General features: G+C 51.1%; 22 protein-coding genes. 10 read left to right on the top strand and 12 right to left on the bottom strand.

All coding sequences use genetic code 11. The annotated features are described in order from the left end of the window. Positions 1-8: 8 nt before the first annotated feature. Entirely contained in the window at positions 9-1,247 is a 1,239-nt protein-coding gene (locus HCX92_RS15035) for a zinc ribbon domain-containing protein (RefSeq protein WP_211182294.1), read from the bottom strand. A gap of 193 nt (positions 1,248-1,440) precedes the next feature. Between HCX92_RS15035 and HCX92_RS06510 the strand changes: the two genes are divergently transcribed. Next, complete coding sequence (locus tag HCX92_RS06510) at positions 1,441-1,818, top strand: DUF423 domain-containing protein (RefSeq protein ID WP_169294127.1); 378 nt, start codon at positions 1,441-1,443, stop codon at positions 1,816-1,818. A gap of 135 nt (positions 1,819-1,953) precedes the next feature. Here HCX92_RS06510 and HCX92_RS06505 read toward each other — a convergent pair whose 3' ends face one another. The 3 genes from HCX92_RS06505 to HCX92_RS06495 form a co-directional block, all read right to left on the bottom strand. Continuing rightward, the gene (locus HCX92_RS06505; RefSeq protein ID WP_169294126.1) at positions 1,954-2,607 is read right to left on the bottom strand and encodes a CoA transferase subunit B; all 654 of its coding nucleotides are present in this window, start codon (positions 2,605-2,607) and stop codon (positions 1,954-1,956) included. Between the two features lie 12 nt (positions 2,608-2,619). Next, a complete protein-coding gene (locus tag HCX92_RS06500; protein ID WP_169294125.1) occupies positions 2,620-3,318 on the bottom strand; it encodes a CoA transferase subunit A in 699 nt (232 codons plus the stop codon). Positions 3,319-3,410: 92 nt separating this feature from the next. Continuing rightward, positions 3,411-3,863, bottom strand: a complete 453-nt coding sequence (locus tag HCX92_RS06495) for a thioesterase family protein (protein ID WP_169294124.1) — start codon at positions 3,861-3,863, stop codon at positions 3,411-3,413. A gap of 168 nt (positions 3,864-4,031) precedes the next feature. On the opposite strand from HCX92_RS06495, the gene HCX92_RS06490 reads away from it, so the two are divergent. Both HCX92_RS06490 and HCX92_RS06485 read left to right on the top strand, forming a co-directional pair. Further along, complete coding sequence (locus tag HCX92_RS06490; protein ID WP_169294123.1) at positions 4,032-5,678, top strand: electron transfer flavoprotein-ubiquinone oxidoreductase; 1,647 nt, start codon at positions 4,032-4,034, stop codon at positions 5,676-5,678. A gap of 477 nt (positions 5,679-6,155) precedes the next feature. Further along, the gene (locus HCX92_RS06485; RefSeq protein WP_246587182.1) at positions 6,156-6,824 is read left to right on the top strand and encodes a C40 family peptidase; all 669 of its coding nucleotides are present in this window, start codon (positions 6,156-6,158) and stop codon (positions 6,822-6,824) included. A 115-nt stretch (positions 6,825-6,939) separates the two neighbouring features. Here the strand turns inward: HCX92_RS06485 and HCX92_RS06480 are convergent, their stop codons facing one another. After that, a complete protein-coding gene (locus tag HCX92_RS06480; RefSeq protein ID WP_169294279.1) occupies positions 6,940-7,275 on the bottom strand; it encodes a DUF2325 domain-containing protein in 336 nt (111 codons plus the stop codon). A gap of 220 nt (positions 7,276-7,495) precedes the next feature. Between HCX92_RS06480 and HCX92_RS06475 the strand changes: the two genes are divergently transcribed. From HCX92_RS06475 to HCX92_RS06460, 4 genes are all read left to right on the top strand, one after another. Continuing rightward, positions 7,496-9,811 carry an acyl-CoA dehydrogenase gene (locus HCX92_RS06475; RefSeq protein ID WP_169294121.1) on the top strand — a complete coding sequence of 772 codons (2,316 nt, stop codon included), beginning with the start codon at positions 7,496-7,498 and terminating at the stop codon, positions 9,809-9,811. Next, positions 9,808-11,100, top strand: coding sequence for an acetyl-CoA C-acetyltransferase (locus HCX92_RS06470; RefSeq protein ID WP_169294120.1), 1,293 nt, complete (start codon positions 9,808-9,810; stop codon positions 11,098-11,100). Before HCX92_RS06475 ends, HCX92_RS06470 begins: the two co-directional genes overlap by 4 nt. After that, positions 11,097-13,028 carry a 3-hydroxyacyl-CoA dehydrogenase NAD-binding domain-containing protein gene (locus HCX92_RS06465; RefSeq protein WP_169294119.1) on the top strand — a complete coding sequence of 644 codons (1,932 nt, stop codon included), beginning with the start codon at positions 11,097-11,099 and terminating at the stop codon, positions 13,026-13,028. Before HCX92_RS06470 ends, HCX92_RS06465 begins: the two co-directional genes overlap by 4 nt. Before the next feature lie 76 nt (positions 13,029-13,104). After that, positions 13,105-14,760 (top strand): AMP-binding protein, encoded by a 1,656-nt coding sequence (locus tag HCX92_RS06460; RefSeq protein WP_169294278.1) that lies wholly within the window; start codon positions 13,105-13,107, stop codon positions 14,758-14,760. A gap of 12 nt (positions 14,761-14,772) precedes the next feature. On the opposite strand, the gene HCX92_RS06455 is transcribed toward HCX92_RS06460, so the two are convergent. Further along, positions 14,773-15,720 carry a CysB family HTH-type transcriptional regulator gene (locus HCX92_RS06455; RefSeq protein ID WP_169294118.1) on the bottom strand — a complete coding sequence of 316 codons (948 nt, stop codon included), beginning with the start codon at positions 15,718-15,720 and terminating at the stop codon, positions 14,773-14,775. Positions 15,721-15,801: 81 nt separating this feature from the next. Next, the gene (lptF, locus tag HCX92_RS06450; protein WP_169294117.1) at positions 15,802-16,899 is read right to left on the bottom strand and encodes an LPS export ABC transporter permease LptF; all 1,098 of its coding nucleotides are present in this window, start codon (positions 16,897-16,899) and stop codon (positions 15,802-15,804) included. Positions 16,900-16,952: 53 nt separating this feature from the next. On the opposite strand from lptF, the gene HCX92_RS06445 reads away from it, so the two are divergent. The 3 genes from HCX92_RS06445 to HCX92_RS06435 all read left to right on the top strand — a co-directional run bounded on the left by HCX92_RS06445 (position 16,953) and on the right by HCX92_RS06435 (position 19,725). After that, a complete protein-coding gene (locus HCX92_RS06445) occupies positions 16,953-18,452 on the top strand; it encodes a leucyl aminopeptidase (RefSeq protein ID WP_169294116.1) in 1,500 nt (499 codons plus the stop codon). A gap of 7 nt (positions 18,453-18,459) precedes the next feature. Then, positions 18,460-18,897 (top strand): DNA polymerase III subunit chi, encoded by a 438-nt coding sequence (locus HCX92_RS06440; RefSeq protein WP_169294115.1) that lies wholly within the window; start codon positions 18,460-18,462, stop codon positions 18,895-18,897. Positions 18,898-19,032: 135 nt separating this feature from the next. Beyond that, on the top strand, positions 19,033-19,725 hold the full coding sequence (locus HCX92_RS06435; protein WP_169294114.1) for a Bax inhibitor-1/YccA family protein: 693 nt from the start codon (positions 19,033-19,035) through the stop codon (positions 19,723-19,725). Between the two features lie 107 nt (positions 19,726-19,832). Here the strand turns inward: HCX92_RS06435 and HCX92_RS06430 are convergent, their stop codons facing one another. From HCX92_RS06430 to lepB, 5 genes are all read right to left on the bottom strand, one after another. Next, positions 19,833-21,536, bottom strand: a complete 1,704-nt coding sequence (locus HCX92_RS06430; RefSeq protein WP_169294113.1) for a mucoidy inhibitor MuiA family protein — start codon at positions 21,534-21,536, stop codon at positions 19,833-19,835. A 77-nt stretch (positions 21,537-21,613) separates the two neighbouring features. Next, positions 21,614-22,204, bottom strand: a complete 591-nt coding sequence (gene recO / locus HCX92_RS06425; protein WP_169294277.1) for a DNA repair protein RecO — start codon at positions 22,202-22,204, stop codon at positions 21,614-21,616. Beyond that, entirely contained in the window at positions 22,197-23,090 is an 894-nt protein-coding gene (gene era / locus HCX92_RS06420; protein ID WP_169294112.1) for a GTPase Era, read from the bottom strand. Before era ends, recO begins: the two co-directional genes overlap by 8 nt. After that, the gene (gene rnc, locus HCX92_RS06415; protein ID WP_169294111.1) at positions 23,087-23,845 is read right to left on the bottom strand and encodes a ribonuclease III; all 759 of its coding nucleotides are present in this window, start codon (positions 23,843-23,845) and stop codon (positions 23,087-23,089) included. Before rnc ends, era begins: the two co-directional genes overlap by 4 nt. Further along, positions 23,845-24,651, bottom strand: a complete 807-nt coding sequence (gene lepB, locus HCX92_RS06410) for a signal peptidase I (protein ID WP_169294110.1) — start codon at positions 24,649-24,651, stop codon at positions 23,845-23,847. Before lepB ends, rnc begins: the two co-directional genes overlap by 1 nt. Positions 24,652-24,660: the final 9 nt, after the last annotated feature.

The raw sequence follows: 24,660 nt of genomic DNA, 5'->3' as shown, positions 1-24,660 counted from the left end.
TTCCTTATTTATTTGAATAGTAAATTGTCACACCGTTTGCAACGATCATTCTTGATGGGATTCATCATTGAGCAGACATTGCAGTAAATGATGCGATCTTTCGACTTGTCATATTTCTCATAGGTACCAAAGGCAGGATGGTAACGCACCCGATCTCCCACGGACAGATAGTCGTACATATGATTTCCGCTGTCCTTTTCAACAATCGTTTTTTTCTTGCCGTCCTGGGTTCTGATGACAGTCGTATACTCAATATAGGTACTGTCACTGCTGTCCTCACTGCTTCGGCGTTCACTGCGTTCTTTACGGGTTTTATCCTCTACAACCCCTTCCCACATTGGCCTGCTGGCGCGGCGAAGCGCGAACAAATTCACGATAAACATGACCAGCGCAATACCCACACCAATGACGACCGCCTCTGTAAAAGGCAGATCCTCAACCAGAAGGCCTGCAACCGGAAAGCCGATGAGCGGCACCAGTGTGAGTACCCACAGACAGCCAATGCCGGTTTTACGGTTTTTCCGGGCCGCCTCCAAGATGTCAGGGTGATCACAATAATTGGAAAAACCCGCCCTGACGGGAAAATTGGGGAAACCCGACTCTGGCGCGGGCATGGCCTGCCCGTCGCGATCAGCACCGGCATTCAAAATCCGGGTGCCACAATTTGTACAGAAGACAGCGTCTTTCACCAGGGCTTTACCACAGTTTGTACAAAACATTTGTGCGTTATTCCTTAGTTTTACAGGATGGTGGTCTGGTTGCTTTACCGGCCGCCGGTTTGTTTTTTTCTGCCGTTTTACTGTCCCGCTCACCAGCAGTAGCAAAAGCAGGTAAGCCAGTGGAGCAAAAGTATGGTAAATGATAGCCAGCGCCCCCATCTCATCAAAATCGCTTAGCGCACTGGGTTTATTGATATAAGGAAAGAAAGGCAAATAAAGAATTCGCTCAGCCCGCGTGCCCCCCTTTGGAAGGCGTGGCCAGACCTCATCGCTGGCATAAATGACATACCCCCGGTACTGCTTTCCATTCGCGGTAAAATAGTAACCTTTGGAAATCGTGCGGGAACGGTTTTGCCCTGCGCTCCGGTCATCAAGGCGACTATCATAACTGTCTACCGTACCCATCGTGGCCTGTCCCCAAAGTCCCAATGCAAGTGTACTCCAACTGACATACATGGCAAATAACAAACAGGCGTATATCAAAAGGCGGATTGGCCAGGGGATGTTATTGTTTTTTATCTTTGTCACGCAGCAAGCTCCTCTGAAGTGGTACACCTGGAAAAAACATAGCTCCCATCATTGGCTAAAAAAACTTAATATATTTACAACAAGATACACTAAGCTATCATGAACGTCAGCAGAAAATTCAATCCATGGCATTTTTTAACAGATACCCTTATCGTATTTTCTGCTTTTTATTGTCATTTTTAAGGAAGTAGTCATGAATACCCGTTTCTATCTTGTTTTCGCCGCGCTCAGTTGCCTGGTTTCGGTTGCCTTTGGCGCTTTTGGTGCCCATGCCCTGAAAGCGATGGTAACTCCCGAAAGACTGACAGTATGGCATACGGGTGTGCTGTATCAAATGACGCATAGCCTGGGATTGTTTATGCTGGTGGCCGTCAGCGCCTGGCTTGCGCCGGTCTGGCAAAAATGGGCGGCCCGTTTTCTGGTGGCAGGCATTGTCATTTTTAGTGGCAGCCTTTATTTACTGGTCTTGACAGACACGCCCACGCTCGGTGCCATCACTCCTATTGGCGGGGTCAGCTTTTTGCTAGGCTGGTTGCTGCTGGCGCTGGCTGCCCTGAAAAAACAGGCATGAAAAGCATAAAAAACCCCGTACACTGCCAATGGCAAGAGACGGGGTTATTGCAGCGGTTGCCCACCTTCACAAAAACAAGATGGATAATCGCTTTGCTTTCAGCAAATATCAACTAAAGCAGCACAGCAAGCTATCCTAGGCAAAAGCGGAAACATCCACTTTCACACCGGTTTTTGACTGCAGTTCCTCAACAGTGACGCCGGGCGCCAGTTCAAGCAGTTTCAAACCATTTTGAGTGACTTCCAGCACACCCAGATCAGTGATGATCATGTTCACCACCCCTAAACCGGTCAGGGGCAAGGTACACTCAGGCAAGATCTTAAGGTCTTCGGTGCCATCTTTCTTGCGTGCAACATGTTCCATTAAAACCAGTACCCGGCCAACTCCGGCTACCAGATCCATGGCTCCGCCCATGCCCTTGACCATTTTGCCCGGGATCATCCAGTTGGCCAAATCTCCCTTTTCAGACACCTGCATGGCGCCCAGAATGGCCAGATTGATTTTTCCACCACGAATCATGGCAAAAGAATCTGCCGATGAAAAAATGGAAGAACCCGGCAATGTGGTCACGGTTTGTTTGCCTGCATTGATCAGATCAGGATCAATCTCATCTTCAGTAGGGAAAGGACCAATGCCCAGCAAACCATTTTCAGACTGCAGCCAGACTTCCATGTTGTCTGGCACATAATTGGCCACCAGGGTGGGCAAACCAATGCCCAGGTTGACATAAAAACCATCTTGCAATTCTTTGGCAGCACGGGCTGCCATCTCTTCACGACTCCAAGCCATTTCTTATTCTCCTTATGCCTGACGGACAGTACGTTGTTCAATACGTTTTTCAGGGTTTTCATTCAGCACGATACGGTGGACGTAAATGCCGGGCAGATGTATCTGATCGGGATCCAGTTCGCCCGTTTCAACAATTTTCTCCACTTCCACCACAGTGATTTTTCCTGCCATTGCCACATTGGGGTTGAAATTGCGCGCCGTTTTATTGAATATCAGATTGCCACTGCGATCGGCGATATAGGCTTTCACCAATGACACATCGGGAGTAAGCGAACGCTCCATGACATATTGATGCCCGTCAAACTCGCGAATTTCCTTGCCTTCGGCAACCAGGGTACCCACCCCGGTACGGGTAAAAAAAGCCGGAATGCCGGCACCGCCAGCACGCAGCTTTTCGGCCAGGGTACCTTGCGGGGTAAATTCAAGTTCCAGCTCACCAGACAGATATTGCCTCTCGAACTCTTTGTTTTCACCCACGTAAGACGCAATCATTTTTTTGATTTGCCGTGTGGCCAGCAACTGGCCCAGACCAAAACCGTCTACACCGGCATTATTACTGACACAGGTAAGGTTTTGAACGCCCGTATCCCTGAGCGCAGCAATCAATGCCTCTGGAATGCCACATAAACCAAATCCTCCCACTCCTATCATTTGTCCGTCAGCGACAATGTCCTTTAAGGCCAGGCTGGCGCTTTGATACACCTTATCCATCTATTTTCCTTCGTATTAAATATAAAGCGGTCAATCGTTACAAATACCATGAATTACCCCTTTTCCTGAATTGGGGAATACACTAGAAACCACTACTCCTGGCCGAACAACTCCTGGATGATTTCACGCATTTGCTCGCTCCAGGGACAGGAACGGCCGGTCGCCAGATTGGACAAAACCAGAATCGAACGGGCTGAGGCATAAACAACACCTGGCTCACCCTCTTTTTCGATAGTGATTTTATGTTCCATGCTTGAACGGCCCATACGGGTTAATTCATGCATGACCAAAGCATTACCCGGATAATTCATGGGGCGCAGGAAATCACAGGAAAGATGGCCCACCACCACACCGGTACCCGCTTCAAAATAAGGCCTTATGGCATTAATAAATGCGATACGTGCTTCCTCCATGGCCCGAAAATAAACCGTATTGTTCAGGTGCCCCAGCATATCCATATCGCCCCAGCGCATGGCAAATGAAAAAGAGTGAATCCCATTACTAAAATTTCCCGCCAGATCTGCAGGCAAGCAGAAATTATCCATTTATGTCCTTTTGTTTTTAATACGCAATAAGCTGTTAACTCTATCAGATTTAGATTGACATTTTTTTTATCGTATGAATTTTGTTGTTTTTCACTGCATAAACCCACTCATTACAATACAATCATGGAATCTGGCAATTTACAATCTATATAAAAGGAGTTGGCGCTCATGTCTGAACGCGAGTCAATGGAATATGATGTAGTGGTTGTGGGCGGAGGACCTGCCGGTCTTTCAACCGCCATCAAACTCAAGCAATTAAGCAACGAAAACAATAAAGATATTTCCGTCTGCGTACTGGAAAAAGGCGGTGAAATTGGTGCCCATATTCTTTCAGGCGCTGTCATGGATCCCCTGGCTCTTGACGAACTGATTCCCGACTGGAAAGAAAAAGGTGCACCGCTGGACACGGCCGTCAAGGAAGATGAGTTTCTTTTCTTAAGCGAAACCGGTGCACGCAAAACACCCCACTGGATGCTGCCCCCCTGCTTCAAGAATGAAGGCAACTATATTGTCCGTCTGGGTGATGTCACCCGCTGGCTGGGCGAACAGGCCGAAAGCCTGGGCGTGGATATATTCCCGGGGTTTGCCGCTACCGAAGTCCTGTACGACGACAACGGCGCTGTACGTGGCGTCGCCACAGGTGATATGGGTGTCAACCGTGACGGCAGCCATTCCGACCACTACCAGCCAGGCATGGAACTGCTGGCCAAATACACGATTTTTGCCGAAGGGGCGCGTGGCCAGTTGGGTCGTCAGCTCATTGAAAAATTCAAGCTGGACCAGGGTCGCGATCCGCAAAGCTATGGTATTGGCATTAAGGAAATGTGGGAAATCGACCCGGCAAAATCCAAACCGGGCCTGGTTATTCACACCTCAGGCTGGCCTCTGGATGCCGACACTTATGGCGGCACCTTCCTGTATCACCTTGATAACAACTTAGTGGTTGTGGGCATGGTGGTGGGCCTTGATTACGCCAACCCATGGTTGTCTCCTTTTGAGGAATTCCAGCGCTACAAGACACACCCCAGCATCAAACCTTATTTTGAGAATGGCAAACGTATTGCCTATGGTGCCCGGGCCCTGACCGCCGGTGGCCTGCTTTCCCTGCCCAAACTGGTCTTCCCGGGTGGTGCCCTGGTGGGTTGTGAAGCCGGCTTCCTGAATGCATCGCGCATCAAAGGCAGTCATGCCGCCATCAAATCCGGCGCACTGGCCGCACAGGCCCTGTACGATGCACTGGTTGCCGAACGCAGCCACGACATCTTAAGCGATTACCCGATTGCCTTTGAACAGTCCTGGCTGTACAAAGAACTGAACAAGGCGCGCAACTTCAAGCAATGGTTCAAAAAAGGCCGTACTGTGGCCACCATCATGACCGGTGTCGAACAACTACTTTTCCAGGGCAAAATGCCATGGACCATTCACCGCACCAAGGCTGACCATGAATGCCTGAAACCTGCCGCGGAATGCGCAAAAATCGAATATCCCAAACCAGACGGCAAAATCACTTTTGACCGTTTAAGCTCTGTGTTCATTTCCAACACCAACCATGATGAAAATGAACCGATTCACCTGACCCTGAAAAACCCCGATATTCCGGTTGAAACCAACCTGAAGGTTTATGCAGGGCCCGAACAGCGCTACTGCCCTGCCGGTGTTTACGAATTTATCAAAGACGATACCGGTGAGGATAAATTGCAAATCAACGCACAAAACTGCGTTCATTGCAAAACCTGTGATATTAAAGACCCAACCCAGAATATTGTCTGGGTAGCTCCGCAAGGTGGCGAGGGTCCCGTATACAGTGGCATGTAGTTACAAAAGTCCAATATGGCACGGTCTGGCCCAAATTGGGTCGACCGTGCCTGACAGGCAGCACTGAAAAATGGCATTCACCCATGAATTGCCCAAAACGCCATTCAAGTAATGGCGTTTTTTTCATGTTTTTTACCACAGATACAAACTTATACTTATTTGTTTATTCTCAATCAAATTAACAGCAAAAACATGAAAAATAAAAGAATTTAATAACAAAAACGCCTATCTCCCTGCAAAAAGCAGCCAATCATTCACAATAAGATACTTTTTCTTGTGCACAACATTTTCATCTGTGCCAAACACGAAAAATCCGCCCTTCACGGCAACAACGCAAAGGGTAAGTTACTTGCGATGTTATTGATTTTTCTATAGAATTCACTAAGCTTTTTGGATAAAGCAAGTACGAATACCTTACACTTTTAATTATATGTTACGACTATGCATCCACAATTACCCACGCAACGCCGAGGGATAATGGCTTATTGCGGCCGTTTTCTACTCACAATTTCTTGCATCACTCTCAGTTCCCTTGCTTCCGCACAAAACGTTTCCGAAGATCCCATTCGGCAAATCGTCACCACGCAAAAATCCATTGCACTGAATCAGGCCATTGAGGTCAGCGACCAGTATCCCCTGCCCGGCACCAATATCAACTGGTCTCCCAAGCTGTCAGACCCTATTGGAGACCTGATTGTACAGGCCAAACTGGATCGTTCAAACAGGGACGCCTCCATCAGTATCAATAAATCCGGATCCAGTGAACTGGCTCAGGCAGCGCTGAACTATCTGGGCGTACGCTATCGTTTTGGTGGCACAACCCCCAGCACCGGTTTTGATTGCAGCGGCTTTATTTACTATACCGCCAGCAAATATATGGGGGTTAACCTGCCACGCAACTCGCAATCCATGGCAGGCATTGGCTTAAAGGTCTCCAAAGATGCGCTTAAACCCGGAGACCTGGTTTTCTTTAACACCCGTGGATTTTCCAATTCACATGTTGGTATTTATTTAGGTGCCAACAAATTCGTTCACTCTCCACGTTCCGGAACGGTTGTCCGCGTTGAAGACATGAGCAACGAATACTGGACAAAACGCTATAACGGGGCCCGACGTCTTGAAGGCCGCACCCTGGCTGCATACTAAGAGCCAGCATCAAAAAACAAAAAACCTCATCCGCGCAACGCTGATGAGGTTTTTTCATTCAGGCCGGGAAAGTTCATTGTTTCATGGTTAATAGGCTGATCCCAAACCCAAAACATCAATGCGCCACGCCCTGTCTTTTCGGACAACGCTCGCACCCCCCATACCCACATAGTGTCAAGGCCTGCTGCATGCTGCCTAACGAACGCCGGCATGCTACCACGGGAACCCCCGCACGCTGGGCCGCTGAACGAAAAGACCTCATCACATTATGGCCCAGAAAATCGGTCAACAAAATGACCATCTGTGTGCCACTGGGCAGCTGATAGGTTTTTTTCTGATGTGCAGAATCCCTGCCACTAATATGTTGCCTGATTTCAATATTATGCTCTTTAAGCAAACCGGGAATGTTTCCCAAACGATCTGCTCCTACAATTACCGCATTCATGCTCATCACTGATTCTCCTTTAGATGAGCTGAATTATAAATAAGAATCATTATCAATTACAAGTATTTTTGCAAGTACCCTGTTGTTTTACCACTAAGTGCGGAAAGCCCTGACACAGTGGTACCATACTCATAAGACGTCCATATTCTCTTATACAGAATAATGACAAGGCCATTGTGCCCGGATTGCAGGATCGATTCATCCGTTTTCTGCCAGGAGGTTTCCCGTGCCCCTCTTTCAGCGATTGCGTAACTGGCGCAAAAATACGATCAGTGCCTCCATACTGAAGGCTTTCAAGAAAGTATTGCCCCCAATGTCTTCCACAGAAAAAGAGGCTATTGAGGCGGGCACGGTTTGGTGGGAGGCCGAATTGTTCAGCGGGCGTCCCGACTGGCAAAAGCTGATGAATTATCCGGTCCCCACCCTGACTGTGCAAGAGCAGGCTTTTCTGGACAATGAAGTTGAACAGGCCTGCGCCCTGGTGAATGACTGGGAAGTCACCACCCAGGATATGGATTTACCTGAAGCCGCCTGGCAATACCTTAAAGACAATAAATTCCTGGGCATGATTATTCCGCAGGAATATGGGGGTCTGGGTTTTTCGGCCTTTGCCCACTCTGAAGTCATTACCAAACTGTCCACCCGAAACTCGGCCCTGGCGGTTTCTGTCATGGTACCCAATTCCCTGGGACCTGCCGAACTCCTGATTCATTACGGTACCCCGGAACAAAAAAATCACTACCTGCCACGTCTTGCCACTGGACAGGAAATTCCGGCCTTTGCCTTGACCAGTCCCTGGGCCGGGTCCGATGCCGCGGCCATTCCCGATAGCGGGGTGGTCTGCAAAGGCCTTTGGGAAGGTGAAGAGGTGCTGGGCATGCGCGTGAGCTGGGACAAACGCTACATCACCCTGGCACCCGTGTGCACCCTGCTGGGTCTGGCTTTCAGGCTGTACGACCCCGATGGCTTGCTGGGCGAGCAAAAAGAAATTGGTATTACCTGCGCCCTGGTGCCGCGTGACCATCCCGGTGTGGAAATCGGTCGGCGACATTTTCCGCTAAACGCCATGTTCATGAATGGCCCCACCCGGGGCAAAGATGTTTTCATGCCTCTGGATTTTATTATTGGTGGCCCGGCAATGGCCGGGCAAGGTTGGCGCATGTTAATGGAATGCCTGGCAGCCGGACGCGCCATTTCCCTGCCATCCTCCAATGTGGGCATGTCACAACTGGCCGTCCGCACGGTAGGTGCCTACGCTCGCATTCGTATCCAATTCAACCTGCCGATTGGGCATTTCGAAGGGGTTGAGGAAGTACTTGCCCGCATGGGCGCCAATACCTATGCCGGCAATGCCGTGCGCATCATGACCGCGGGTGCTGTTGATCTGGGCGAAAAGCCATCGGTGGTATCCTCTATTGCCAAATACCATGTGACCGAACGTGCCCGCAGTGTCATTAACGATGCCATGGATATTATGGGCGGCAAGGGAATCTGTCTGGGCCCCTCCAATTTTCTGGGCCGTGCCTATCAGCAAATCCCGATTGGCATTACGGTGGAAGGTGCCAATATCCTGACCCGCAACCTGATCATCTTCGGTCAGGGTGCCATTCGCTGTCACCCCTATCTGTTAAAGGAAATGCAGGCTGCCCAGGAACCGGACTCCGCGACATCCCTGGACAATTTCGACCGGCTTTTCTGGCAGCATGTCGGCTTCAGTGTCCGCAATGGTCTGCGAACCCTGGCCAGTGGCCTGTTCGGGGCCCGGATATTTACCCTGCGTCACCAGGCCGCCGCCGAAACCAAGAGCTACTACCAACACCTTACCCGGCTTTCTGGCGCACTGGCTTTCATGGCCGACGTGACCATGCTTGCCATGGGGGGCAGCCTGAAACGCCGTGAAAAAATATCGGCCCGGCTGGGCGATGTCCTGGCCCAGCTTTATATTGCCTCTTGCGTACTGAAACAATATGAAAGCCATGGTCGCCAGCAGGATGAGCTGCCATTTGTGCACAAAGCCGTCCAGCAATGCCTGTTTGAGGCACAAACAGCCTTGCTGCAAACCTGCCGCAATTTCCCGAACCGGAACATTGGCCTGCTGTTACGCCTGGTCAGTTTTCCCTGGGGCGCATCATTTTCCGTTCCGGCTGATGCGCTTGACCACCCCATTTGCGAACAGCTGATGCAACCGGGCAGCACCCGTGACCGCCTGACCGCCAACTGTTACTGCCCCACCCATCCTGAAGACCCGGTTAGCGCCATCGAACTGGCACTGGTTTATGCCATCAAGGCCGAACCGGTTGAAGCCAAAATCCGACAAGATGAAAAAAACGGCCTCTTCAAAAATCACCCCGAGGCCAACGTCCGGGACATAGCCCGGCTGGCCTTTGACATGAACCGGATCAGTGCCGAAGAATATGAGCTGCTGGCCACCCGTAACCGGCTCAGGGACACCGTAATCCATGTGGATGACTTCCCCGGTGAGCTGCGAAACCCTGCTGCGTTCATGAATCTCGGAAATACCCGTCAAGGAGACCCAAAATGACATTCCAGTCCGTCTATATTATTGATGGTGCCAGAACCCCGTTTCTGAAAGCACGTAATGCGCCGGGCCCTTTTTCGGCCAGCGAACTGGCCGTACAAACCAGCCGCTGCCTTTTGCTGCGCCAATCCTTCAGTGCCGCTGAACTGGATGAAGTGATTGTTGGCTGCGCTTCCCCTTCTGCCGATGAAACCAATATCGGCCGGGTTATTGGCCTGCGTATTGGCACGGGTGATAAGGTACCCGCCTGGACGGTCATGCGCAATTGTGCCTCGGGCATGCAGGCGCTGGATTCGGCACTGCTCAACATACAAAGCGGACGCTCGCACCTGGTGCTGGCTGCCGGCACCGACGCCCTATCCCATGCGCCCATCCTGTTTTCCGACAAAATGGTGAATTGGCTCAGTCAATGGAATGCCGCCAAAAGCACGGGACAGAAACTGCAGGCCCTGCGCAGCTTCAGGCCTGTCTACCTGGCACCGGTCATTGGCCTGCTAAAAGGCCTGAAAGACCCGGTCCTTGGTATTTCCATGGGCCAAACCGCTGAAAACCTGGCCTGGAAATTTAACATTACCCGTCAGGAAATGGACGCCTACAGCGCACGCAGCCATCAACGGACTATTGAGGCGCAAAACCGCAAGCAGTTTGCCGAAATCACCCCCATCATCGATGCTCAAGGCAATCTTTATAGTGACGATGACGGGGTTCGACGCGACTCCACTCCCGACAAACTGGCCAAACTGAAAGCCGTTTTCGACCGTCCCAGCGGCAACATTACAGCCGGCAACAGCTCTCAGGTCAGTGATGGCGCTGCCGCCCTCATCCTGGCCTCGGAAGAGGCCGTCATAAAATGGGACTTGCACCCCTTGGGAAAAATCACCGACTGCCAATGGGCCGCCCTTGACCCGGCTCAAATGGGGCTGGGTCCCGTACATGCCAGCATCCCACTGCTGCAACGCAATGGTTTAAGCTTGCATGATCTCGATCTGTGGGAAATCAATGAAGCTTTTGCCGCTCAGGTACTTGGCTGCATCCGTGCCTTTGAAAGCGACGCGTATTGCCAGGAACATTTCAACACCCCGGCCTGGGGTACCCTGGATCAGGAAAAACTGAATGTGGATGGCGGCGCGATTGCGATTGGCCACCCGGTTGGCGCTTCGGGTGCCCGCATCGTTTTGCACCTGTTACATGCCCTGCGGGCACGCAGGCTGCGTAGGGGAATTGCAACGATTTGCATTGGCGGCGGCCAGGGTGGCGCCATGTTGATTGAAACCATGGGGGATAAGGCATGAATACCGCGTTGAATTTGAACAACTGGTCACTGCAAATTGATGACAGACAAATTGCCTGGCTCAGCATCAACTGCCCCGAACGCAGCATGAATGCGCTCTCTACCCAAGTCATGAAGGAGCTGAAAACAGCCCTTGACCATCTGGGCTCGCAGACCATCAAGGGCCTGGTCTTTTTATCAGGCAAAAACAACGGCTTTATTGCCGGCGCCGATATCAATGAATTTTCCGGTATCAGCAGCCCCGAGGGCGGCAAGCCACTGATTGAAAGCGGCTGGAACCTGTTCAACCGCATTGAAAAACTGCCCTTTCCCACCCTTGCACTCATTCATGGGGCCTGTCTGGGCGGTGGTCTGGAACTGGCCCTTGCCTGCACATACCGCATTTTGATTGACACACCCAAACCCGCCCTTGGCCTGCCCGAAGTCATGCTGGGCATTTATCCTGGCTGGGGCGGCCTGCAACGGCTGCCTGCCTTGATTGGCCCGCAAGAGGCCTTAAACATGATATTGAGCGGCAGAACCCAGGATGCCCGCAAGGCAAAAGCACTGGGGCTGGTTGACTGGGTGGTTGCCCCGCGCGTGGCCCGCCAAAGCGCCGCTGAATGGGTGCTGTCGGGACGCCCGCGCCGCCAGGCCAGGGGGTTGGCCAAATGGCTTAACAGGCGGCCCCTTAAGAAGCTGGTTGCGCACCAGGCCCGAAAAACCGTGCTCAGCAAAGACCCCGATGCCCATTACCCCGCCCCCCAGTCGATTATTGATTTATGGGAACAGCACAATGGTGATGGCCTGGCCGCGCCAGACATTGTCAACCGGCTGTTGAACTCGCCGGTAACCGCCAACCTGATCCGGGTTTTTCACCTGCAGGAAAGGCTCAAGGCATTTGGCAAGCAAAGCGGCCTGCCACCGGTATTGCATATCCATGTGATTGGAGCTGGTGTCATGGGCGGCGGCATTGCGGCCTGGTGCGCCTTGCAAGGCATCAAAACCACCTTGCAGGACACCGACTACAGCCGCATTGCCAGCGCCTTCAAGGCCGCTGCCCCGCTCTTTGCCCGCAAAGACCGACTAACCGCCCAGGCTGCCCGCGACAGACTGATTCCTGACCCCGAAGGGCATGGTATTACCACCGCCGACCTGGTGATTGAAGCCATTTATGAAGACGAGCAAGCCAAACAGACCCTTTACCAGCAACTTGAAGCGCGCATGAAGCCGGATGCCATTCTGGCCAGCAATACCTCCAGCCTGTCAATTCAGGCATTACGCACCGGCCTGAAACGGCCTGAACATTTTCTGGGTATTCACTTTTTTAATCCCGTGTCAAAAATGCCACTGGTTGAAATTGTGCATACCGAAGGCATCAGCCAGCAAACCATTGACCGTGCCTGCGCCTTTGCAGGCCAAATCGGCAAACTGCCATTGCCCGTGCAGGACACCCCCGGCTTCCTGGTCAATGCAGTGTTGGCCCCCTATATGCTGGAAGCCATGCAGTGCATTGACGAGGGTATAGACCCTGAAGTGATTGACACCGCCATGCTCAAATTCGGTATGCCCATGGGACCAATCGAACTGGCCGATACGGTAGGACTGGATATTGCCCTGGCAGCGGGCAAACAATTATCGGCAGATAAACCCGTCCCCAACTGTCTTACCCGTCTGGTGGAGCAAAAAAAACTGGGCATCAAGACAGGTGAAGGCTTTTATAACTGGAAAAACAGAAAACACGGCAACCGTTCGAGTAAACCTGTTCCGGATGGATTGGCCCAGCGCCTGATTACACCATTCATTGAACAGGCCAAACGACAAACCGAAAAAGGCATTACCCAGGATGCCGATCTGACCGATGCGGGCATCATTTTTGGCACCGGATTTGCCCCATTCAGAGGAGGACCGCTTCATTACAGCAAAACCGGTTGCGGGAAAATCCGCTGAAAACACGATTATCGGGCTCGGCTATACTTAGCGGTAAATACCAGTGATAACAAGAGGATGGAAGAGGGACGGAATGATGAAAAAAACATGGCTTACCAACTATCCACCGGGCATCCCGGCTGACATTGATGCTACCTGCTACTCATCATTGGTGGACATCTTCAAGCAGAGCTGTCAGAAATTCGCTCCTTTAACCGCCTATATCTCCATGGGCAAAAGTCTTAGCTATGCCCAACTGTCCAGCCAATCCAGAAATTTTGCCGCCTGGCTGCAAAGCCGGGGCATCAAACCGGGCACCCGCATTGCCCTGATGATGCCCAACCTGTTCCAGTACCCGGTTTGCCTGTTTGGCGCCTTGCAGGCCGGTTGTACCGTGGTTAATTGCAACCCCCTGTACACGGCCCATGAGCTTGAACATCAGCTGAATGACTCGGAGGCTGAAGTCATTGTTATTGTTGAAAACTTTGCCGCCACCCTGCAGGCAGCACTGCCAAACCTGAGTTCGCTGAAAACCATCATCGTAACCTCTATTGGCGAAATGCTGGGACTAAAAGGGCATTTCATGAATTTTATGGTGCGACACATAAAGCATCGGGTGCCCAAATGGTCGCTGCCCAATCCTGTCCGGTTAAAATCCGTTTTAAACGGATCCGGCAAACTGCCCTTTACGCCCCCGACTCTGGGCCATAACGACATTGCCTTTTTACAATATACCGGTGGCACAACCGGGGTTGCCAAAGGAGCCATGCTAAGTCATGGGAATATGGTGGCCAATGTCTGCCAGGCCTGCGCCTGGGTAAAGCCACATACCGCCGAGGGTAAAGACTTTATTATTACCGCCCTGCCGCTCTACCATATCTTTGCCCTCACGGCCAACTGCCTGACCTTCCTGATGCTGGGAGCGCGTAATCTGCTGATCCTGAACCCGCGCGACGTGCCCGCCCTTGTCAGGGAAATTGGACAATACCCGTTTACCGCCATTACCGGTGTCAATACCCTGTTCAATGCCTTGCTGAATGATGAAAATTTTAGCAATCTTGATTTCAGCCATTTGCACTTTACGCTGGGTGGTGGCATGGCAGTACAGCGTCCGGTTGCCGAACGCTGGAAAATAATTACGGGCAAACCACTCACACAGGCTTATGGCTTAACCGAAACCTCGCCTGCGGTCACTATTAATCCGCTGGACCTGTCTGAATTCAATGGTTCAATCGGATTACCCCTTCCCTCAACCGAACTGTCCATTCGTGATGATAATGGTCGTGAAATGGGCACGGGAGATATCGGAGAAATCTGTATCAAAGGCCCGCAAGTCATGAAAGGTTACTGGAACAATCCTGAAGAAACCCAAAAGATTTTTGACCCGGACGGTTTCCTGCATACCGGAGACATGGGCTATGTAGATGCAGAAGGATTTGTCTATCTGGTTGACCGGAAAAAAGACCTCATTATTGTCTCGGGTTTCAATGTATACCCTAACGAAATTGAAGAGGTCGTAGCCAGCCACCCCGACGTACGGGAAGTGGCGGCCATCGGTGTTGACAACGGTGCGGCCGGAGAAATCGTGAAAATATTCGTGGTGCGAAAAAGCCCGTCGCTGACAGAAAAACAATTGATTGATTTCTGCCGCCAAAGCCTGACGGCCTACAAAGTCCCCAAACTGGTGGAGTTCAGGGATGAACTGCCCAAAACCAATGTAGGCAAAATCCTGCGACGGGCACTCAAAGAATAGATAAACCGGCCTTTACTCGACACTATCAAAAGTCACTTCGCTGTCAATATTTTCACGGGTCAGGTTGGGGGCGCACATGCTCAGGAATGCATACACATAATCCCGTAAAAACGTCCCTTTTTTCAGACCGATGCGGGTCACGTGCTCACCAAACAAATGCCCCACAGGAATACCCACCAGTCCGGGATCTCTTCTGGGGTCAAAGGCCACCCCCGCAATAATACCCACGCCCATTTCAACATCGACATAAGTTTTGATCACGTCGGCATCAAGCGCCTCCAGAACAATATCAGGCACAATGCCCTTGCTGGCAAAAGCACTGTCTATCGAATTGCGGCCCGTAAACGCACGATCATAGGTAATGATGGGGTACTGCGCCACCTGCTCAAGGGTAATGTTTTTGGCCTGGGTTGAGGTCAGACTGGTCAGAGGATGATCAGGCGGTACAACCAGCGTGTGTTCCCATGCATAACAAGGCAAAGTGGTCAGGCCCTCGACATTGGCCAATGTTTCGGTAGCCAGGGCCAGATCAGCCTGTTCCTGCAAAACCATATTGGCCAGTTGCGAAGGACTGCCTTCGGCCAGCGACACACGCACCTTGGGAAAACGCTTTCTGAACTCAGGAATCACCTTGGGCAGGAAATAACGGGCCTGTGTATGCGTACAGCCAATCACCAGGCTTCCCTCATCGCGCTTGGCAAACTCATCACTGACTTTTTTCAGGTTGTCCACTTCACGCATGATGCGGTCAATAATGCCGGCAACGGCAGCGCCCGGCTTGGTCAAGCCCTTGATGCGCTTGCCATGCCGCTCAAAAACCTTAATACCCAATTCATCTTCGAATTCGATGATGGCCTTGGAAACCCCCGGCTGGGAGGTAAACAAAATCCGGGAGGCTTCCGTCAAATTGAAATTTCTTCGGATGGTTTCCCGGATAAAACGAAATTGCTGTAAGTTCATAGCGATCTATCCTTAATTTAGATAGATTATAAGTTATATAAGAGTTTATGTTTATAACTTATGGCTATATATTTATATTTTCTATTGCTTAGGCTTTTTGAGTGTTAAACGTTTGCGGAACAAATACACACACAGTAAAAACACGGTACCATGCAACAAGATCATGCCAGCCATCATGTCTATTTTATCGCTGCTAATCCACCCCCTGACCAGATTCATGGTATTCATGTAAAGCAAACCAATCAGCCCGGCCAGCACCAAATCGCCAGAGCGGCCAAGCCGCGGATTCACCGCCCCCAGCGGAATGGCCAGCAAGGCCAGATTAAGCGCAGCCAATGGCAATGAAATACGCCACATGATTTGTGAATCGCTTTTACTGGTTTGATCCTCGAACAGGCTGCCCGTTGGCCTTGCTTTCATCACATTCAGCGCTGCATTCCGGATATTTTCTTCGGTATTTTCTCCACCCTTGCTTTCAAGACGCATGGTGTAATTGTCAAACTTGATCATTCGAAACTCGGCACTGCCGGGTTTCATGTCATAACGGTTACCGGGACCAAGCACCAAAAAACGATCGCCATTATCTTCTTCACGCAATTTTGCATTATCGGCAGTAATGGTGCTATACCAATGCTCGTCCTCAACCCTGGCAAACACTTTGCCCATTTCATGCTCAGGATCGGTGGGTTCCTCTATGAAGAACACCCGTTTACCCTGCTCGGACTCAATAAACTGGCCAAACGCGATTTTGGCAATCTCCGAGCGCTGTTCAAAGCGCTGCCGGTACTCTTCTATTTGTCGATATGCCCAAGGCGAAGCCTGCAGGGTAAGCACGGCAATCAGCACGCAAACCGGAAGCGCCACCCGCAAGACCGGTCGAATCCAGTCAAGCAGGGAAACACCGCTGGCAAACCACACCACCATTTCAGATTCCCGATAATTGCGTGAAATGGTTGACAAGACGGCAATAAACAGGGAAACGGATAGTATGGTTGGCAGTGCCGTAATACTGGACAGGGCGGCAATACCAAATACAATATCGGCACCAATGCTGCCTGCGGCGGCTTGCCCCAACAGCCTGACTAGTAATACACTTAGCCATACAACGATAAGCGTGGAAAACACGATACCGATATGGCTGCTTATTTCAGCGACAACCGATCGTTTAAATAGCGACATGATTCATCTTGCGAGATAATAAACGTCTTTATTGACGCCTTAGGTAAATAAAAATGGAATTTAACACACAATCAACCCGATCATTACAACAACTCAAGGCTGCCGCCCTGTTCATTGGCGTCTACACCGATGGCCAGTTAAGCGAAGCGGCTGACATCATCAACCGCGCCAGCTACGAAAGCATAAGCACCGTACTTAAAAAAGAATTCAAGGCTGCCGTAGGCAGTATATTGGTGTTGCGCAATCTGGAAGGTGTCAAGGCTGAACGTGTTATTTTGGTTGGCCTGGGCAAAAAGGAAGATTATAACGCGAATGCCCTGCTCAAGGCACATGCCGGCATTGCAGCCTATTGCATCGAAACCTCACTGACCGATGCAACAAGCACCCTGCTCGAAGAGCCCTGCCAGGAACTGGACATTAAAACACGCGCACGTCTGGCCGCCCGCGCCATTGGCAATGCGCTATACCAATATGACGGCACGTTCAGCATGGCAAACCGTCCCACCCCCTATCCGCTTAAAAAAATCACCTTCATTACCGAACGTAAAGATGACAAACAGGCCAAAATGGGTGCGGAACAAGGTGCTGCCATTGCCAATGGCATGATTGCAACCCGCCAGTTGGGCAACCTGCCTGCCAATATCTGCACGCCCGCTTACCTGGGTGAACAGGCCAAAATGCTGGCCAAGGAATTCAAATCCATCAAGGCTGAAGTCCTTGAAAAGAAACAGATCGAAGCGCTTAAAATGGGCTCTTTCCTGTCTGTGGCTGCCGGCTCCGACCAGCCACCACGCTTTATCGTGCTGAAATACACCGCTGCCAACAACACCAAAAAAGATGAAGGCCCGATTGTCCTGGTAGGTAAAGGCGTTACTTTTGATACCGGTGGCATTTCCCTTAAGCCAGGCCTGGGCATGGATGAAATGAAATTCGACATGTGCGGTGCCGCCAGCGTTTTTGGCGTTTTAAGGGCCATCGCCGAAATCGGCCTGACCCGGGATGTGATTGGTATTATTCCCGCCACCGAAAATATGCCTAATGGTAAAGCCACCAAACCCGGTGATGTCATTACCAGCATGTCCGGCCAAACCATTGAAGTCCTGAATACCGATGCCGAAGGTCGCCTGATCCTGTGTGATGCCCTGACCTATGCTGAACGCTTCAAACCATCAGCCGTCATTGATATTGCCACCCTGACCGGTGCCTGCGTGGTGGCGCTGGGCCATGTCAATAGCGGCCTGTTTGCCAGCGATGACACCCTTGCCGAGCAATTGCTGGCCGCCAGCAAACAGGCACAAGACCCGGCATGGCGCTTGCCCCTTGATGACGCCTATCAGGAACAGCTCAAGAGCAACTTTGCCGACATGGCCAACATTGGTGGCATGCCGGCCGGTTCAGTCACCGCTGCCTGCTTCCTGTCACGCTTTACCAAAGCCTACCGCTGGGCCCACCTGGATATTGCCGGTACGGCCTGGAACAAAGGCAAGGAAAAAGGCGCCAGCGGCCGTCCGGTTCCCTTGTTAACCGAATTCCTGCTGGCACAGCAGGACTGAAAGCTTGATGTCAACCATCGACTTTGCCTTCGGCGCGGAACACCGTATCCAAAAAGCCTGTGAAGTTGCCTACAAGCACTTCCAGGCAGGCCATCAGGTACTGGTTTACTGCACCGATGCAAAACGCATGCAGGCCTTTAGCAAAGGCCTGTGGGGCATAGAGCAAACCGCTTTTGTGCCCCACCTTGATGTCAAAGATCCCAATGCCGGCATGGTATTGATTCGCACCACAGCGGAAAACCCGGCCAATGCCCTGTTACCCGGCCAGGATCCACCCTGGCTGCTCAATCTTGATCTGGCCTGTCCGCCCGGTTATGAACAGTTTGCCCGCGTTCTGGAAATTGTTTCAGGGCACGAGCAAGACAGGCAACTGGCCCGGGAACGCTGGAAGCAATATTCAGCCAATCCCGTCAATATCGTCAAGGCGCACTCTGTCGCGTCCTGATGATATTGCCAATAACTGCAAAATACGCTCAACATTAACCTTAAATTCAGTTAGAATTCAGGGAACTGTCAGCTTTCCAGGCTGTCTTTCCTGAAGAACAATGTTGATTCAACCATCCGTATTACTGGAGACTCCATGAGTGACTTTAATCAGCCCCTTTCGCGTGGCGGCTATGCATCCACCCCCGCAGTCAAGAACCGCGTACTAAGAAACACCTACTGGTTGCTGGCCGCTTCCCTGATTCCCACCATCCTGGGTGCCGCACTGGCGTTGCAATTAAACCTGAACGCCATGCTGTCTCCTGGCCTTTCCACCATTGTGTTCCTGGTGGGCGCCTTTGGTCTGATGTTTGCCGTTGAGCGCAATAAAAACAGTTCCGCCGGTATTGTATGGCTAATGGCCTTTACTTTCTTCATGGGTATCATGCTGTCACGCATGCTGGGCTTTGTGCTCAGCATGAACAATGGTGCCCAGCTGATCATGATGGCCTTTGGTGGCACCGCCGCCATTTTTGCAACCATGGCAACCATTGCCACCACCAGCAAGCGTGATTTTACCGGCATGCAAAAAACCCTGTTTATTGGTGCTGTTGTGCTTATCCTGGCGGCCATTGGCAATATTTTCCTGCAAATCCCGGCCCTGATGCTCACCATTTCCGTACTGGCCATGGTCATTTTCTCGGCCTTCATGCTGGTTGATATCCAGCGCATCGTCAATGGTGGCGAAACCAACTATATTTCCGCCACCATGGCCATTTACCTGGACATCTACAACGTATTTGTCAGCCTGCTGTCCATTCTGGGCATTACCGGTGGCAACTCCGACTAAACACAAAACCAACCGCTCAAGCGTATAAAAAAACGGCGTTCAGTTTAATCTGACGCCGTTTTTTATGGGAAACAGGTACTCACCAGGCACTCTTCAATCGCAACCGCTCAAGGCAAACCCGTTACATCAACCTCATTGGGGTAGCCCACTGAAAACTTCTGCACCACGGTTTTCTTTTCCTTGGGTGCCAGTTTGATACGCTGCTCATAACGACCATCCGCCTTAAGGGTGATTTCCTTGTCAGAAGGGCTGATCCGCCTGATTTCAATTTTCTCATTGCGGGAAAGCGGGAAACGGTCATGTAAAACCAGCTCGACGGCCTTATCTCGGTTATTCTGGATAACCGTTTGATATTCATAGCTGATACGTTTGCCACTGCCGGTCAGGCCCGTGCTTTCAGTAAAACGCTTAAGCGGCTCACGCCTGACGGAAATGGACTCATCGGTTCCCATAGCCAGCTCAAGAGGTTCTCCCGGGAATACCGTCTTGATATTGCTGCTGGCAATCAGCTGCCCATCCAAAAATGCGTTCAGATCGCCTTGCAACAGGGGATAATCATTGCTATTGGTGGCCTTAACCGTTAAAAACACGGCTTCCTGCAAGGCTGGCACCAGCTGATAGGTTTGATCGGTTTTAAATTCACTGACCGAAATAGCCACTTTCTTTTCTTCCGGTCCGGTAGGTACCGTTGCTTTTTTTTCTATATTGAAAACCGTATTGGCCAGACCTCTTTCTGCTGTGGCAGTATTAAATGAGGCTTCGGCCTGCACCTGCCCCGTTGAGGTATCCATGATGGGTGCCATGGCACGCCGCTGCTCTGGCATCGCCTGCAAGGCCTTTTGTCTGGCCATGGCAACCGGGGCAGGCATCTCGGGACGAGGAACCCGGATATCCACCACCCAGGGATCCAGTTCAGGCAAAACGGCCCCTATCATGGGTTGCGCGGTTGACAGCACCAGTTTGACATCATCCCAGTCTTCACCGGTTTGCTGGGAAATTTGTGCATAATAAGACAGTTTAAGCTTATTGTCGGACGAGTCAAAGCTGGCATCATAATTGGGCCACCAGCTTGCGCCAGGCACCACATAAGACAGGCTCAGATCCAGTTGATCTGCCTCAGGAGCATCCAGCTGAACCACCACGGTTTTACTTCTGACCGTCTCTTCATGGGGAATTTGACCCCGTTTTTCCTGCAAGGCAGCCAGTTCAGCCTGCAATTGCGCTATTTTATTATCCAGTTCACGCTGGGCGGTGTAGTTTTCAGCCAAAATGGTCTTGCTGAAATTCATGATTTCAAGCAATTCCGACGTGCTTAAGCGAGGCATATCTTTACCCGGCTGCACACTGCCCTTCTGGTAAGCTTCCAGATAATCGCTTTTGTTCTGCAGAATCTTGCGCTGGTCTTCCAGCCGGGCAAGCTGGTTCTCAATGTCTTTGATTTGCCTGTCCAGTTCAGCAATACGCTCATGCTGGCTGATCGCCTGGAAATCATCCCGGGAACTGATATCTAAAATACGGACGGATTGCTTGCCTTTGGCATTGAACTGTAATGAACGCTGATCAAGCCAATAAGGCAGGTCTTTGAACACCAGTTCATGTTCTCCGGCCGGTATTTGCTGTTGCCCGTCCCGCTTGACCAGGGCCCGGTCTGAAAATACGGTAACCTCTCCGATACTGGAAGAAACCGGAATAACATCGGCCTGCGCCCACCCAGGCAATAACAAGCCGGCCATCATCAAGGCCATGGCAACTGCATTGCCCGATTTGAAAACCACTGCATCCAGCGGCGGCTCGGATAGCTTCCTCAACATGAACTGACTCCTTAATCACAATATAAGGCAAATATTTTCTGGCCAGGATTGGACAGAACAGTTCATATTCAATCACATCATGAAAAATGCCGCAAGGAATGCAGTACCTTGCGCGTTAACAGAGAGCGGTTTTCCAGATGCTCATTGATCCTTTCACGCAAGGCCAGACGCAGGGCCGGCTCTGCACTGCGATCATCAAAATCCGGAACTTCACCTTCTATGGCATAACCGGTTTCGTTCAGCAAGGTCCATTCAAAGCGACGTAAAGCACCCGTAGCCGGTGAGCCATCAGCCAGCTGGGCCAGCGCATCGGCATAGGCATCAAACAACACCTGATGGGGATCTTCCTTGGGCAACAGTTTTAATAACAATTCATTCATGTACCAGCCCGACATGAGAGAGCGCCCCCCCAGCGGCAGCAAACCTGCAATCTCGGCACGGGTCAGGGTTTTGATTTCACCCTGCCCTGACCAGGACAGCAACAGAGGTTGGAAGGCTGACAAAATGGGGCGCAAAACGGAATAAGGCCGCTTTGCCCCTTTGGCGATCACGGTAACGATACCGTAGTCACGGGAAAAAACCTGGGCAATGATCGAAGTTTCACTCCAGTTGGTGGCATGCATTAAAAATGCCTGCGCATCCAGTATCCGGTGCTGCCGTTTACTCATATCCCAGGTCACGAAGCGCGCTTTCCTTATCGGACCAGCCTTTGCGCACCTTGATATACACTTCCAGAAACACCGGTTTATCCAACAGCTCCCGGATATCCTGACGGGCTTCACTGGCAATGCGCTTCATGTGCATGCCTTTGGCACCCAGCAAAATGGGCTTGTGGCTTTCACGCTCTACCACCACACAGGCAGAAATATGAGCCCCACTTTCATCTTCTTCCCATTTTTCAATCACGACCGTGCAGGCATAGGGCAACTCATCGCCCACCAGCCGAAAGATTTTTTCCCGAATCAGTTCCGCCGCAATAAAACGGATGGAGCGGTCCGTCAGGGCATCCTCTTCAAACATGGGCTCCCCTTCAGGCAAGCGCCGGGATATTTCATCAAGCAAAGTATCAAGCTGGATTTTCTTGACGGCACTTAAGGGAACCACGGCATCGTAACTGAACTTGCTCATGATCTTGCCAACAAAATCAAACATCTCATTTTTATTTTTCAGGGTATCAACCTTGCTGATGACCAGAATGCACTTTTTGGACGATGGCAGCAGCGGCACGATATTATCATCTCCCACCGACCATTTACCCGCCTCAACCACATGCAGCACCACATCCACATCGGCCAATGCCTGGGTAACCACGCGGTTCATCATACGGTTCATGGCACCGCCATGACGGGTTTGAAAACCGGGGGTATCCACAAACACAAACTGTTCCCGGCCACGGGTCAGCACACCATGAATACGATGGCGGGTGGTTTGCGCCTTGCGCGAAACGATGGAAATCTTGCTACCGATAAGCGCATTGGTAAGTGTGGACTTGCCCACATTGGGGCGCCCCACCACCGCAATAAATCCGGTTTTGAAAGGTGTTTCCTGGGTCATTTTCTATCCTGTTCCACAGCAACGGGCAAGCTCAGCTGGGCTGCCACTTTGCGTACTTGTTTGGCGGAGCCCTTTTTTTTGGGCAATATTTGTTCCAGTTGGGCCAACACCAGTGCTGCAGCGGCCTGCTCGGCAGCGCGACGACTGCTGCCACTGGCCTGTGCCCTGACATCCAGTTCGGCAATCAGGCACTCAACCTCAAACTGCTGATCATGGGCGGCCCCCGAGGTGGCAATCACATTATAGGCAGGCAGAGCGAACTTGCGTCCTTGCAACACTTCCTGCAACAGCGTTTTGGCATCTTTGCCCAAGGTGTTGAAATCAACCGTTTCCAGAATGGGACGGTACAGGGACTTGATCACCTCATGAGCCCGATCACTGTTCGAATCCAGGTAGATGGCACCAAAAATGGCCTCAACGGCATCCGCCAGAATGGAGGGTCGACGAAATCCGCCACTTTTCAACTCTCCCTCGCCCAACCTGAGAAAATGGGATAAATCAAGTCTGCCCGCAATATCGGCCAGCGTACCCTGTTTGACCAGACTCGCTCGAATACGGGACAGGTCACCCTCATCAACATTGGGCAACTGATGAAACAAAATGGCGGCAACCGCAAAGTTCAGGATGGAGTCACCCAAGAACTCAAAACGCTCATTATGCATGGCACTATGGCTACGATGCGTTAATGCCTGTATCAATAAACGCTGGTCTTTAAATTTATAACCCAGTCGGGTTTCCAATTGCGTTAAATTCATTATTTGATTGAACCAATCCGGCCCAGGTCTCCAAAATTCATCCAGACAAAGAATGCCTTGCCCACCAGATGGTTATCGGGTACAAAGCCCCAATAACGACTGTCTTCACTATTGTCGCGGTTATCTCCCATGACAAAATAATGACCTTCTGGCACGGTACACTTGAAATCGGTAGCGGCATATTCACAATTTTGCGCAAATGGAAACGATCGACCGGAAAGATAAGCACCGTCACCCGGCATATTCAGGGTTTCATACGTTTTGCCATCTATTTTTTCCTGCAGCTTCAGCGGATTTCCCGCTTGCTGCGAAGGATTGACATAAGGACCCAACGCCGTGGTATCTACCGCTTCGCCATTGATGAACAGACGTTTTCCAATATAAGCCACGGTATCACCAGGCACGCCGACAATCCGTTTGATATAATCAATATCGGGATTGACAGGGTAACGGAACACCACAACATCGCCCTTCTGGGGATCGCCAAGCGGAATGATTTTCTGGTCAACAATAGGCAAACGGATACCGTAATTGAATTTGTTCACCAAAATCATGTCGCCATCCTGCAAGGTGGGTAGCATGGAACCCGAAGGAATGCGAAAAGGTTCTACCACGAAAGAACGCAAGATGAACACAAACAGGATCACCGGAAAAAAGCTGACAGAGTACTCCACCCACCACGGCCTGTAATCTTCCTGCTCTTCCCCGTACTGCTCAATACGGCGCGGTTTAAGCACAACCTTGTCAATCAGCTTGATGACTGCCGTCAGCAGCAGCAATACAAATAAAATTAAAGCAAAATCCATTCTGTAATC

Source organism: Advenella sp. EE-W14, from assembly GCF_012923605.1.
In the GTDB taxonomy this organism is placed as follows: domain Bacteria; phylum Pseudomonadota; class Gammaproteobacteria; order Burkholderiales; family Burkholderiaceae_B; genus Advenella; species Advenella alkanexedens.
This window is presented reverse-complemented; position numbering and strand designations above follow the sequence as displayed.